This is a genomic window from Methylibium rhizosphaerae (assembly GCF_006386545.1).
Lineage (GTDB): Bacteria > Pseudomonadota > Gammaproteobacteria > Burkholderiales > Burkholderiaceae_C > Pseudorivibacter > Pseudorivibacter rhizosphaerae.
Map to the genome: position 1 here is coordinate 155,844 of NZ_SWAR01000006.1, position 12,254 is coordinate 168,097.

Consider the following 12,254-nt stretch of genomic DNA (forward strand, 5'->3'; position numbering starts at 1 on the left):
CAACCAGGCGCCAGCGACTCGACAGAGCGCAGCGCGGGTCGTTCGGCAGCGGCGCGCGCTGCCTTGGACTGATCGGCTCCGGCACCTTCATGAGGCCGGGCCGACACAGCATCAGGAGAGAGGGCATGAGGAAGAACCTGTACTGGCTCTTCTCGGCTGTGGCGGCGGTAGGTGCCGCCAGCACAGCGGGAGCTGCGAACTTGAGCAACCTGAGCGGCCAGTCTTGTGGCGGCTTCACCGGGACCTGGCACTTCGTGAACAACCAGACCGGCGGTGCCGCGCCGGGCACCTTGAACGCGACCTGGTCTTCGGGCAACACCTGCACCACGTCGGCATCGGCGGTCAACGCGAACATGCAGCACTTCTACTGCACCGCCTCCGGCACGCTGCTGGGCGCCTCGACCAACCTGCCGGGCAAGCTGGTGCTGTCGCACTTCACCTGCGAGACCACCGAGCCGCCGCCCCCGCCGCCCTGCGATCCGAAGAAGGAAGTCTGCAAGTAGCCGCGGTCGCGCTTGCAACCCGGCGCAGCGATGGAGCCTGCACAGGCGTCATCGCCGCGCCGGCACGGAAGTCCAAAGGAGAGGGAACCCTGCATGAAAGCGTCCTGGATGCGCGACGCGGCCCTTGCCGCCGCAGCCGCCTGCCTTGCCTCCGGCGCCCTGGCGCAAACCGGCGTCACGATGCCGCCCAATCTCATCCCGCTGCCGGCGTCCAACATCTCGCTGGTCACCGACGGCGCGGGCCAGACGCTGCTGCGGCTGGCCACCACCGGCTGGAACGCCGGCACCGGCCCTCTGGAACTGGTGGCCGGTGAAGTGGTCACCGGCTCGGACCCGCCCAAGCAGAAGGTCTACCAGCGGGTGTACGTGAACGGCGGTGCCCCGGTGCTGAGCTATGCCGGCTCCTTCACCTACCACGCCGGGCACAACCACATCCATTTCGACGACTACGCGACCTATTCGCTGCAGCCCGTCAACGCGCCAGGCGGCTCTGAACGGCTGGGCACCAAGACCACCTTCTGCGTGATGGACACGACCAAGATCAACGGCTCGCTGCCGGGGGCGCCCTCGAGTGCCGTCTACACCACCTGCGGCAACCAGATCCAGGGCATCTCGGTCGGCTGGGGCGACACCTATGGCGCCCACCTCGCCGGCCAGGAGATCGACTTCACCGACAACGCCGACGGCGTGTACCGGCTGCGCATCGAGCTCGACCCGAAGAAGCTGATCGTCGAGAGCAACGAGAACGACAACGTGTCGTGCGTGCTGCTCAACATCCGCAAGCCCTCGAGCGTGACCGTGCTCGATGCGAGCGGCAGCTGCTCCGCCGTGACTTCGATCTCGCCGAATGCCGCGCGCATCGGCCAGACGGTGCAGGTCACCATCTCGGGCTACGGCTTTGCGCAAGGCATGGCGGTCAGCTTCGAGGGCGGCAACGGGCCGCGGCCGGAGGTGAGCAATGTCGTGCTGGCTTCGGACTCCGACACGGTGGACCTGATCACCGCCACGGTGACGGTGCCTGCCAAGCGCAAGGGCGGGCGCGACCCGGTGTGGAACCTGCGCGTGGGCACCAGTGTGCTGCCCGATGCATTCACAGTGCAGCCATGACGCCGCCAAAGGCTACTGCGAGCCCATCGCCACCAGCGTGCGGCGGTGCACGCCCAGCTTGGAGAACACGCTCTGCAGGTGCTTCTTCACGGTGTCTTCCATGATGCCGAGCGCCAGCGCGATCTCCTTGTTGGTGCAGCCTCGGCGCAGGTGCTCGACGATCTCGCGCTCGCGCCGGGTGAGGCTGCGCAGCGGCCCGTCGTCGGGCTGCTGCGGCTGGGGAGCCGGGTGCAGGTGCAGCAGCTCGGCAAGCGCCTGGGCCAGCAGCGCGCGCGGCAGCCAGATGTCGCCGTGGCGCACCGTGCGGATCGCCTTCGCGCACAGCCCGGGCGGGCATTCGGTCGGCAGGTAGCCATGGAAGCGGTGGCGCAGCACCGTGGCCGCGCAGGCGACGCCGGGTTCGTCGCACAGCAGCAGCACGCGCAGGGTCTCGAGGCGGCGCTGCATGGCGTCGAGCTCGGCCGGCCCCAGCTGGCCGAGCAGGGTGTGGTCGAGCAGCAGCACGTCCGGGCAGCTGCCGTTGGCGAGGTGGTGCACCAGTGCGCGGCCGTCGCCGGCAGACGCAGCCTGCAGCGTGATGCCCGGCTCGGCGTCCAGCTGCCGGCGCCACGCGGCCGCAAGCTCGGGCCGCGCCGAGGCCAGCAGCACCTGATACGGCTTGGCTTCTCTTTCTGCGTTCATCCAGCACCACCCAGGAGGCAAACAGCCGCATCCGCCGGCACGTCGGCCGGATGAGCCAGGGTCGGGAAATGGGAAGGATACCCACGAACTGGGTACGGTTCTAAGCCCGGGGCGGCAGCCTGTCAACGTCGGTTCAGGGGGGCGCCTTCGCGGGGCGCTCAGGGCGTGGCGGTATCGGTGGTGTGGTTGTCGACCACGAGGCGGGCGGCCGCGAGGTCTTCGAGGGCCATGCCGACCGACTTGAACACGGTGATGTGCGCCGCGTCCGTGCGTGCGGCGACGTGCCCGCGGCACAGCCGGGCGAGGTCCCCCGTGATGCGGTCGGGGCTGAAGCTGCCCGCCGCGATGGCCAGCAGCAGGTCGCCGGCTTCGGACAGCACGCCCTCGCGCGTGTCGCACCACACCGCGTCGGCCCGGGCGAACACCCGCGTGTCGGTCTCGTGCATGGCCGGCGTGAACGCGCCCACCAGGTCCAGGTGGGTGCCGGGCCGCAGCCATTCGCCGCGCACCAGCGGCTCGGCCGCCAGGGTGGCGCAGCTCACGATGTCGGCCTGCGGCACCGCCTCGGCCAGGGAGCGCACCGCCTGCGCGCGCAGGCCCTGCGCCGTCAGTGCCTGGGCGGTGGCCTCGGCTTGCAGCGCAGAGCGACCCCACACCAGCACGCGCTCGATGGGGCGCGTTTGCGCATGCGCCAGCGGCAGGTGGCGCGCGAGCCGGCCGGTGCCCACCATCAGCAGGCAGCGGCTGTCGGGCCGCGAGAGGTAGCGGCTGGCCAGCGCCGATGCTGCAGCGGTGCGTCGTGCGGTGAGCTCGCCGCCGTCCAGTACCGCGAGCGGGCGGCCGTTGCGAGGGTCCATCAGCACGTACAGGCCTTGCACCGAAGGCAGGCCCAGCCGCGCATTGCCGGGGAACACCGACATCAGCTTGGTCCCGACGCCCAGGCTCGCATGCCACGCCGGCATCAGCAGCAGCACCGCAGGCTGTTCCGATGGGTCGCGCAAAGAGTAGTGCAGGCGCTGCGGCACGGTGGTGTCGTCCGCGTTCCGGAAGGCCGACCACAGCGCGTCGATCAGGCGGCCCCAGGGCAGGGCGGCCGCCACGGCCCGGGCATCGATGAACAGGGGTGAGCTCACGGCCGCCTCGCGGGGTTGTGCTGGGCAGGCAGGGTAGACCGAAAGGCGATTTGCATCCAGACTTCAACGCCCGTCCTCGCCCTGTCTCTTGCCCGCCGCACGCCCATGTCCTCGATCGTCGCGCAGCCCCTGCGCCTGCAAGTCGATGCAACGCAGCAGGTCTCGGCACTGCTGATGCATCCGCCGCAAGCCCGCGCCGGCTACGTGCTGGCCCACGGTGCCGGTGCCGGCATGACCCACGCCTTCATGGAGGCGGCGGCCCGAGGGCTCGCGGCGCGCGGGGTGGCCACGCTGCGCTACCAGTTCGTCTACATGGAACGCGGCTCGAAGCGTCCCGACACGCCCGCGCTGGCGCATGCCGCCGTGCGTGCCGCAGTGAGCGAAGCGCAGCGCCTGCTGCCGGGGTTGCCGCTGGTAGCCGGCGGCAAGTCGTTCGGGGCCCGCATGACCTCGCAGGCCCAGGCGCAAGCGCCGCTGCCGGGTGTGATCGGCCTGGCCTTCCTCGGCTTTCCGCTGCACCCGGCGAAGAAGCCCGCCACCGAACGCGCCGACCACCTGCAGCAGGTGTCCTGCCCGATGTGGTTCTGGCAGGGCACACGCGACGAGCTGGCGGACTTTGCTCTGGTCACCGCGCTGGTCGAGCGGCTCGCGCCGCGGGCCACGCTCGAGGTGGCGCCCGAGGCCGACCATTCCTTCCATGTGCCGGCCAGGACCGGCCGCAACGACGCCGACGTGCTGAACGACGGCCTCGATGCGCTGGTGCGCTGGATCGACCAGCTGCCGCGCGCCTGACCCGCATGCCGGCCACCGCGCCCCGCAAGACGCCCGCAAGCCGCGCGCGGCCCAAGCCCGACATGGATGCGCTGCTGCGCTACAACGCGAAGCGCAATTTCGAGGTGACGCCCGAGCCCCGGGCCGACACCTCGGCCCGCACCGACGGTGCCCTCGGCTACGTGATCCAGAAGCACTGGGCCTCGCGGCTGCACTACGACTTCCGTCTCGAGCTCGACGGCGTGCTGCTGAGCTGGGCGGTGCCCAAGGGGCCGTGTTTCGACCCTAAGGAAAAGCGCATGGCCATCCACGTGGAAGACCACCCGGTGGCCTACGGTGGTTTCGAGGGCACCATCCCGCCGCGGCAGTACGGTGCCGGCACGGTCATCGTGTGGGACCGCGGTACCTGGGAGCCGGTGGGCGACCCTCGCGAAGGCCTGCGCGCCGGCAAGCTGGTCTTCAGGCTGCATGGCGAAAAGCTCGCCGGGCTGTGGGAGCTGGTGCGCATTGCCAAGCCCGGCGACCGCCAGGACCCGTGGATGCTCTTCAAGAAGCGAGACGCGTGGGCGCGGCCGCTGGCCGAGTACGACGTGATCGCGGCCCTGCCCGACAGCGTGATCGAAAAGCCGCTCGGCTTGCTGGAGGCCCGCGAGCCGCGCGGCAGCGGGGGCGATGCCGCGCCGCCTGCGCTTCAGGTCGCCTCGGCCACCGAGCTGCCCGGCGCGCGGCCGATGGACACGCTGCCCGAGACCCTGGAGCCGCAACTCGCCACGCTGGCCAAGTCACCGCCCGAGCGTGGCGACTGGATCTACGAGCTCAAGCTCGACGGCTACCGGCTGCTCGCGCGTTTCGATGCGCGCGGCCGCGTCAAGCTGTACACGCGCAACGGCAACGACTGGACCGCGAAGATGAAGCCGCTGGCCGCGACGCTCGAGTCGCTGGGCCTGCGCTCGAGCTGGCTCGACGGCGAGATCACCGTGCTGCGAGACGACGGCACGCCCGACTTCAACGCACTGCAGAACGCCTTCGACCGCTCGCGCACCGAATCCATCGAGTACTTCCTGTTCGACGCGCCGTTCTTCGACGGGCAGGACCTGCGCGACACGCCGCTGCGTGCCCGGCGCGCCTGGCTGCGGCAGTGGCTCGATGCGAACGACGTTGCGCGCCTGCGCTTTTCGGCCGACTTCGCGGCCGACCCGGCCAGCCTGCTGCAGTCGGCCGCCAAGCTCGGCCTCGAAGGACTCATGGCCAAGCGCGCCGACGCGCCGTACACCTGCGGCCGCAGCGAGACCTGGCTCAAGCTCAAGACACACGAGCGGCAGGAGTTCGTGATCGGCGGCTTCGTCGACCGGGAGGGCGGCTCGCGCGAAGTGGGGTCGCTGCTGCTGGGCTACTACGACGACACCGGCCAGTTGCTGCAGTACGCCGGCAATGTGGGCAGCGGCTGGACGGCCAGCGTCTCGGCCGACCTGCACAAGCGCCTGGTCCGGCTGGAGTCTAAGCAGTCGCCCTTTCCGGCCGGCAGCGTGGAGCCGGGCCGCTGGCCGCGCCGCACGCTGGGCAAGGAACGCTGGGTGACGCCCGAGCTGGTGGCCGAGGTCAGCTTCTCGGGCTGGACCCCCGACGGCAGCGTGCGCCATGCGGTGTTCCAGGGGCTGCGCATCGACAAGCCGGCGCGGCAGGTGCGGCGCGAGCACACGAAGCCGGTGCTGGCGGCGCTCGGTGCGGCGAAGCACCGGGTGAGCGGCGTGAAGGTCACCAACCCGGAGCGCGTGATCGACGCCGCCACCGGCCTGAAGAAGCTCGACCTCGTGCGCTACTACGAAAGCATCGCCGAGTGGATGCTGCCGCACCTGAAGGGGAGGCCCTGCTCGCTGCTGCGCGGCCCCACCGGCGTGGGCGGCGAGCTCTTTTTCCAGAAGCACGATGACAAACTGAGCATCCCCGGCTTGCGCGAGCTCGACCCCGGCCTGTGGCCCGGCCATGCGGGGCTGCTCGAAGTGCCGGAGGCCGAAGCGCTGGTGAACGCGGCGCAGATGAACGTGATCGAGTTCCACACCTGGAACTCGACGGCCCGGCGCATCGGCGAGCCCGATCGCATGGTGTTCGACCTCGACCCCGGCGAAGGCGTGCCCTGGCAGCGCGTGCAGGAGGCGGCGGTGCTGACGCACACGCTACTCACCGAGCTGGGGCTCAAGGCCTGGCTCAAGACCAGCGGCGGCAAGGGCCTGCATGTGGTGGTGCCGATCGCGCCCAAGCTCGACTACGACACGGTGAAGGCGTTCTCGCAGGCGGTCGTGCAGCATCTCGCGCGCACCGTACCCTCGCGTTTCGTGGCCAAGGCCGGTGCGGCCAACCGGGTGGGCAAGGTGTTCGTCGACTACCTGCGCAACAACCACGGTGCCACGACGGTGGCCGCGTTCTCGGCCCGGGCACGCCCCGGCCTGGGCGTTTCGATGCCCATCGCCTGGGACCAGCTGGGCGGCCTGAAGAGCGGCGCGCAGTGGAACATCGGCAATGCGCGGGAATACCTGTCGTTCCAGAAGAGCGACCCGTGGGCCGACTACTGGCGGTCGCGGCAGACGCTGGCCAAGGCCATGGCGCTGCTGGATTTCAGCAACAGGCCGTAGGCTGCCGGCCCGACCCGGCTTGGCAATTGCCCTGCGAGAGGCGTAATCTCGGTCCCCCCGCCGGTCGGTTTGCCCGCAAGGAAGGTCGCGCCCATGGCTGCTCGCTCCATTGCAACGCTGTCGCTCAGCTTCGGCCTCGTGTCGATTCCCGTGAAGGTGTATTCGGCCACCGAGAGTTCGGGCGGCGTGCACTTCAACCTGCTGCACAACTGCGGCTCGCGGCTCAAGCAGCAGTACGTGTGCCTCAAGGAAGGCGTGGTGGTCGAGCGTGCCGAGATGATCAAGGGCTACGAGTTCGACAAGGACCGCTACGTCACCTTCACCTCCGACGAGCTGAAGGCGCTGGAGGAATCCGCGCGTCACACCATCGACATCATCTCGTTCATTCCGCTGGCGGCGGTGGACCCGATCTACTACGACAAGGCCTATTACCTCGCGCCCGACAAGCGCGGCGCCAAGCCCTATGGCCTGCTGATGCAGGCCATGCGCGAGAGCGGCCGCTGCGCACTGGCGCGGTGGGTGTGGAAGGGCAAGCAGTACGTGGTGCAGGTGCGCCCGGGTGAAGACGGCCTGATCCTGCAGCAGCTGCTCTATGCCGATGAGGTGCGCTCGATGAAGGAGCTCGACATCGAGAAGGCCGACATCGCCAAGCCCGAGCTGCAGCTCGCGCTGCAGCTCATCGACCAGATCTCGGCCGACACCTACGAGCCCGAGGAATTCAAGGACGACGAGAAGCAGCGCGTGCTCGCCGCCATCGACAAGAAGATCGAGGGCAAGGCCATCGTCGAGGCGGAGCCGCGTGCCGACGAGGGCGGTGGCGGCCAGATCATCGACCTGACCGAAGCGCTGCGGGCCAGCCTCAAGGGCAAGAAGGCCGCCGCGCCGGCGCCGGCCAAGGCCAGGGAGCCGGAGGTCGTGGCCGAGGCGCCAAAGGAGCGCAAGGGCGCCAAGCGCGCCACCGCTGGCGCGCCTGCCGCCGCTGAAGCCGCGCCCGCGCGCGCCCGTGCCAGGAAGTGACGCCGCCCCAGCGGATGGAGACCTACAGCCTGCGCGACATCCAGTCGATGCTCGGCATCTCCAAGGCCGTGATCGGCGGCCTCATCGACGCAGGTTTCGTGACCCCCAGCCGCGGCCCGCGGCGCGAGTACCGCTTCACCTTCCAGGACGTGGTGCTGCTGCGCACCGCGCACAGCCTGCAGAGCGCGCAGATCGCTCCACGCAAGATCGTGAGCGCCCTGAAGCGGCTGCGCAGCACGCTGCCGGCCGAGCTGCCGCTGACCGGCCTGCGCATCAGCGCGGTCGGCAGCGAGGTGGCGGTGCGCGAAGGCGGTGCCCAGTGGCGGGCCGATTCCGGCCAGCTGCTGATGGACTTCGAGGTGAAGCCTGCGTCGCCGAAGGACGGCGCCGCGGCGGTGAGCTTCCTGTCTCGCGAATCAGCCGCGGCACCGAGGTCCGCGCGAGACTGGTTCGACGACGGCGTCGCGCTCGAAGGCCGGGGCGATCTCGCAGGCGCAGAGCGTGCCTACCGTTGCGCCATCGAGGCCGACCCGGCCGACGTGGACCCGGTGCTCAACCTGGGCGTGATGCTGTGCGACGCCGGCCGCTGCAAGGACGCGATCGGGTTGAACGAACAGGCACTGCGCCACCACCCCGGCGAGCCGCTGCTGCACTTCAACCTGGCGGTGGCGCTGGAGGACGCGAAGCGTTTCGACGAGGCGCTGGCCGCCTACGAGCAGTGCCTGCGGCTGCAGCGCGACTTCGCCGACGCGCATTTCAATGCCGCGCGGTTGCATGAGCAGCTGGGGCATGCCACGAAGGCGATCCGGCACTACTCGGAATACCGGAGGTTGCAGCGGTAGGGCGGCGCTGGTGCGTTGGCCTCAGCCGCGTCATGCGAGACCAGGTGAGTGCTACCGGGCTGCAAGGGGAACGGCCCGCGCAGGGTGGGCCGTCCGGGAGCGGTGCCGGGTCCTCGGCTTACTGCACCGGCGCCGGCGTGCGGATGAGGTGGTCGAACGCCGACAGCGCCGCCTTCGAGCCCTCGCCGCTGGCCACGATGATCTGCTTGTAGGGCACCGTGGTCACGTCGCCGGCGGCAAACACGCCGGGCAGGCTGGTGGCGCCGCGCGCATCGACCACGATCTCGCCGTGCTTGCTGAGTTCGAGCGTGCCCTTGAGCCATTCGGTGTTGGGCACCAGGCCGATCTGCACGAACACGCCGGCCAGCTCGATCTGCTGCTCGGTGCCGGTGACCCGGTCCTTGAAGCGCAGGCCGGTGACCTTCTGGCCGTCGCCGACGATCTCGGTGGTCTGCGCGTTCACGTGCACCTTCACGTTCGGCAGGCTGTGCAGCTTCTTCACCAGCACCGCGTCCGCCTTCAGCTGGTCGGCGAACTCGATCAGCGTCACGTGCTCCACGATGCCGGCCAGGTCGATGGCTGCCTCGACGCCGGAGTTGCCGCCGCCGATCACCGCCACCTTCTTGCCCTTGAACAGCGGGCCGTCGCAGTGCGGGCAATAGGCCACGCCCTTGGTCTTGTATTCCTGCTCGCCCGGCACGTTGACGTTGCGCCAGCGCGCACCGGTGGCCAGCACGACCGAGCGGCCCTTCAACTCGCCGCCGTTGGCCAGCTTCACGGTGGCATAGCCGCCGGGCTCCGGCGCGGCTTCGAGGCCGGCCACGCGCTGGTTGTTCATCACGTCGACCTCGTAGGCGCGCACGTGCGCCTCCAGCGCCGCAGCGAACTTCGGGCCTTCGGTTTCCTTCACCGAGATGAAGTTCTCGATGCCCAGCGTGTCCAGCGTCTGGCCGCCGAAACGCTCGGCCACGATGCCGGTGCGGATGCCCTTGCGCGCGGCATACACCGCGGCCGCGGCGCCAGCGGGGCCAGCGCCCACGATCAGCACGTCGAACGGCTCCTTGGTGGAGAGCTTCGCGGCCTCGCGCCTGGCGGCGCCGGTGTCCACCTTGGCCAGGATCTCGGCCAGCTCCATGCGGCCGGAGGCGAACGGCTGGCCGTTCAGATAGACGCTCGGCACGGCCATGATCTGGCGCTCCTCGACCTCGGCCTGGAACAGGCCGCCGTCGATGGCGACATGGCGCACGCGCGGGTTGAGCACCGCCATCAGGTTCAAGGCCTGCACGACGTCGGGGCAGTTGTGGCAGGTCAGCGACATGTAGGTCTCGAAGACGAAGTCGCCGTCGAGCGCCTTGATCTGCTCGATCACGTCGGCCTCGACCTTGGGCGGGTGGCCGCCGGCCTGCAGCAGCGCGAGCACGAGCGAGGTGAACTCGTGGCCCATCGGGATGGCGGCGAAGCGCACGCCCATGCCGGCGCCGGCGCGGCTGATGCTGAACGAGGGGCGGCGGGTGTCATCGCCGTCGAAGCGCGCGCTGATCCTGGCCGGCGCGATGGCGGCAATCTCTTCCAGCAGCTCGCGCATTTCCTGCGAGGCCGGACGATCATCGAGGCTGGCCACCAGCTCGATCGGCTGGCTGATGCGCTCGAAGTAGGCCTGGAGCTGGGTCTTGGTGGCGGCGTCCAACATGGCGTCGTGTCCTTTCGGTGCTTCTATTCGGGCGAGGTCGTTCCGACCCCCTCGAAAGCACCCGCCGGCACGGCCGCGGGCGCTTTCAACGAGGCCTGAGAGGCCTGCCCCGGTGCGGCCGGGGCAGGGCTTTCGGCGAGGCCGGCATCAAGCCGGCCCGGGTTTGCGTCACTGCTCGATCAGATCTTGCCGACGAGGTCCAGCGACGGAGCGATGGTCTTGGCGCCTTCGTTCCACTTGGCCGGGCACACCTGGCCGGGGTTCTTGGCGACGTACTGGGCAGCCTTCAGCTTGCGCAGGGTTTCCTTCACGTCACGGGCGATCGCGTTGTCGTGGATCTCGGCGGTCTTGATCACGCCTTCGGGGTTGATCACGAACGTGCCGCGCAGCGCCAGGCCCTCTTCGGGGATGTGCACGCCGAAGGCGTTGGTCAGCGCGTGGGTCGGGTCGCCCACCAGCGGGAACTTGGCCTTGCCCACGGCCGGGGAGGTCTCGTGCCACACCTTGTGCGAGAAGTGCGTGTCGGTCGTGACGATGTAGACCTCGGCTTCAGCCTTCTGGAACTCGGCGTAGTGCTCGGCGGCGTCTTCCACTTCGGTCGGGCAGTTGAAGGTGAAGGCGGCCGGCATGAAGATCAGCACGGACCACTTGCCCTTCAGGGTCTGCTCGGTCACTTCGACGAACTTGCCGTTGTGGAAGGCTTGGGCTTTGAACGGCTGGACTTGGGTATTGATCAGCGACATGTGGCTTCTCTCGTTGGGTTGATTGCGGAAAGCGATGGAAACAACGGGTGCCATTGTGCCCATCAACCGGCGGCCTGGCGATTGGAATCGCAGGTCGCACCGATTGGCAGCTTCTATGGCCCCTGGATCCGTGACCGGCAAGGTGAGTGCCGGCCGGCGCCGGTTCAACCCAGGGTGACCGCCACCTGCCGCGCCACCTCGGCATGCGCCGCCTCCAGTTCGGCCATCGGCCGGCTCGACCCGCTCAGATAGACGGCCAGCACCAGCGGCTGCCGCCCGGCGGGCCAGGCCACCGCGACGTCGTTGACCGAGCCGTTGGCGCCGGTGCCGGTCTTGTCGCCCACCCGCCAGTCGGCCGGCAGGCCGGCGCGCAGGCGGCGGTACCCGGTGCTGGCGGCCTCGATCCACCGGCGCAACTGCTCGCGGGATGCATCCGTCAGCGGCGAATCGGCGGCAAACAGCCGGGCGGTGGTGCTGGCCATTGCGCGCGGGCTGGAGGTGTCGCGCGGGTCGCCTGCGATGTTGCTGTTGAGCGCCGGCTCGTTGCGGTCCAGCCGCGTGACCTTGTCGCCGACCTGCCCGCGCAGCCAGCCGGTCAGGCCCTTCGGGCCCGCCACCAACGGCAGCAGCAGATTGGCGGCGGCGTTGTCGCTCACCGTCACCGTGGCCTCGCACGCTTCGGTGACGGTGATGAACCCCTGCTCGACCCGGGGAGCCGTCACCGGCGAATGGTTCACCAGGTCGGCCGCCGTCACCCGCAGGCGCTGGTCGAGCGTTGCGCGTCCCTGGTCCACCCGATGCAGGACCGCGGCGGCCAGCAGCAGCTTGAAGGTGGAGCACATCGCAAACCGCTCGTCGGCGCGCCAGGCAAGCGAGCGGCCGCTGGCCGTGTCGAAGGCAAACACGCCCAGGCGGCCGCCGATGGCCTGCTCGATGGAGCGCAGCGGCTTGTCGGCGGCGGCGACGGCGCGGGCCGGCAGCAGGGCGCCGAAACCGGCACAGGCGGCGCCGGCCAGCAGGGATCGGCGGGTGGTGGGATGCGAGATCGTCATGGTGTTCGAGTCCGGTGGTGATGGATGGGGCCTGCAGCATCGGCGGCCGCCACGCGGCCTGCAATCGCGCTCGACATAACATTCA

The 12,254-nt window shown here is 69.8% G+C and carries 11 protein-coding genes; 6 read left to right on the top strand and 5 right to left on the bottom strand.

Going from position 1 to position 12,254, the window contains the following annotated elements:
* Positions 1-125: 125 nt before the first annotated feature.
* Both E8D38_RS07255 and E8D38_RS07260 read left to right on the top strand, forming a co-directional pair.
* Entirely contained in the window at positions 126-503 is a 378-nt protein-coding gene (locus E8D38_RS07255; RefSeq protein ID WP_140627351.1) for a hypothetical protein, read from the top strand.
* A 93-nt stretch (positions 504-596) separates the two neighbouring features.
* Entirely contained in the window at positions 597-1,610 is a 1,014-nt protein-coding gene (locus tag E8D38_RS07260) for a lysyl oxidase family protein (RefSeq protein ID WP_181178969.1), read from the top strand.
* A 12-nt stretch (positions 1,611-1,622) separates the two neighbouring features.
* Here E8D38_RS07260 and E8D38_RS07265 read toward each other — a convergent pair whose 3' ends face one another.
* Together E8D38_RS07265 and lhpI are read right to left on the bottom strand one after the other, a co-directional pair.
* Positions 1,623-2,291 carry a response regulator transcription factor gene (locus E8D38_RS07265; RefSeq protein WP_140627355.1) on the bottom strand — a complete coding sequence of 223 codons (669 nt, stop codon included), beginning with the start codon at positions 2,289-2,291 and terminating at the stop codon, positions 1,623-1,625.
* A 158-nt stretch (positions 2,292-2,449) separates the two neighbouring features.
* A complete protein-coding gene (gene lhpI, locus E8D38_RS07270) occupies positions 2,450-3,424 on the bottom strand; it encodes a bifunctional Delta(1)-pyrroline-2-carboxylate/Delta(1)-piperideine-2-carboxylate reductase (RefSeq protein ID WP_246099387.1) in 975 nt (324 codons plus the stop codon).
* A gap of 105 nt (positions 3,425-3,529) precedes the next feature.
* Between lhpI and E8D38_RS07275 the strand changes: the two genes are divergently transcribed.
* From E8D38_RS07275 to E8D38_RS07290, 4 genes are all read left to right on the top strand, one after another.
* The gene (locus E8D38_RS07275) at positions 3,530-4,216 is read left to right on the top strand and encodes an alpha/beta hydrolase family protein (RefSeq protein WP_140627356.1); all 687 of its coding nucleotides are present in this window, start codon (positions 3,530-3,532) and stop codon (positions 4,214-4,216) included.
* A 62-nt stretch (positions 4,217-4,278) separates the two neighbouring features.
* Positions 4,279-6,825, top strand: coding sequence for a DNA ligase D (gene ligD, locus E8D38_RS07280; RefSeq protein WP_246099388.1), 2,547 nt, complete (start codon positions 4,279-4,281; stop codon positions 6,823-6,825).
* Between the two features lie 93 nt (positions 6,826-6,918).
* Positions 6,919-7,842, top strand: coding sequence for a non-homologous end joining protein Ku (ku, locus tag E8D38_RS07285; protein ID WP_140627360.1), 924 nt, complete (start codon positions 6,919-6,921; stop codon positions 7,840-7,842).
* Positions 7,839-8,684: a tetratricopeptide repeat protein gene (locus E8D38_RS07290; RefSeq protein ID WP_342779516.1), complete on the top strand. Its 846-nt coding sequence runs from the start codon at positions 7,839-7,841 to the stop codon at positions 8,682-8,684. Before ku ends, E8D38_RS07290 begins: the two co-directional genes overlap by 4 nt.
* Before the next feature lie 118 nt (positions 8,685-8,802).
* Here E8D38_RS07290 and ahpF read toward each other — a convergent pair whose 3' ends face one another.
* The 3 genes from ahpF to bla all read right to left on the bottom strand — a co-directional run bounded on the left by ahpF (position 8,803) and on the right by bla (position 12,169).
* A complete protein-coding gene (ahpF, locus tag E8D38_RS07295; RefSeq protein ID WP_140627362.1) occupies positions 8,803-10,374 on the bottom strand; it encodes an alkyl hydroperoxide reductase subunit F in 1,572 nt (523 codons plus the stop codon).
* A 179-nt stretch (positions 10,375-10,553) separates the two neighbouring features.
* The gene (gene ahpC / locus E8D38_RS07300; RefSeq protein ID WP_140627364.1) at positions 10,554-11,117 is read right to left on the bottom strand and encodes an alkyl hydroperoxide reductase subunit C; all 564 of its coding nucleotides are present in this window, start codon (positions 11,115-11,117) and stop codon (positions 10,554-10,556) included.
* Positions 11,118-11,281: 164 nt separating this feature from the next.
* Positions 11,282-12,169, bottom strand: a complete 888-nt coding sequence (bla, locus tag E8D38_RS07305) for a class A beta-lactamase (protein ID WP_140627366.1) — start codon at positions 12,167-12,169, stop codon at positions 11,282-11,284.
* Positions 12,170-12,254 lie beyond the last annotated feature (85 nt).

Excerpts from the sequence above, each read along its gene's own strand:
- E8D38_RS07255 (WP_140627351.1), top strand. The coding sequence starts at position 126 with ATGAGGAAGAACCTGTACTGGCTCTTCTCGGCTGTGGCGGCGGTAGGT.
- E8D38_RS07260 (WP_181178969.1), top strand. The coding sequence starts at position 597 with ATGAAAGCGTCCTGGATGCGCGACGCGGCCCTTGCCGCCGCAGCCGCC.
- E8D38_RS07265 (WP_140627355.1), bottom strand. The coding sequence starts at position 2,291 with ATGAACGCAGAAAGAGAAGCCAAGCCGTATCAGGTGCTGCTGGCCTCG.
- E8D38_RS07275 (WP_140627356.1), top strand. The coding sequence starts at position 3,530 with ATGTCCTCGATCGTCGCGCAGCCCCTGCGCCTGCAAGTCGATGCAACG.
- ligD (WP_246099388.1), top strand. The coding sequence starts at position 4,279 with ATGGATGCGCTGCTGCGCTACAACGCGAAGCGCAATTTCGAGGTGACG.
- ku (WP_140627360.1), top strand. The coding sequence starts at position 6,919 with ATGGCTGCTCGCTCCATTGCAACGCTGTCGCTCAGCTTCGGCCTCGTG.
- ahpF (WP_140627362.1), bottom strand. The coding sequence starts at position 10,374 with ATGTTGGACGCCGCCACCAAGACCCAGCTCCAGGCCTACTTCGAGCGC.
- ahpC (WP_140627364.1), bottom strand. The coding sequence starts at position 11,117 with ATGTCGCTGATCAATACCCAAGTCCAGCCGTTCAAAGCCCAAGCCTTC.
- bla (WP_140627366.1), bottom strand. The coding sequence starts at position 12,169 with ATGACGATCTCGCATCCCACCACCCGCCGATCCCTGCTGGCCGGCGCC.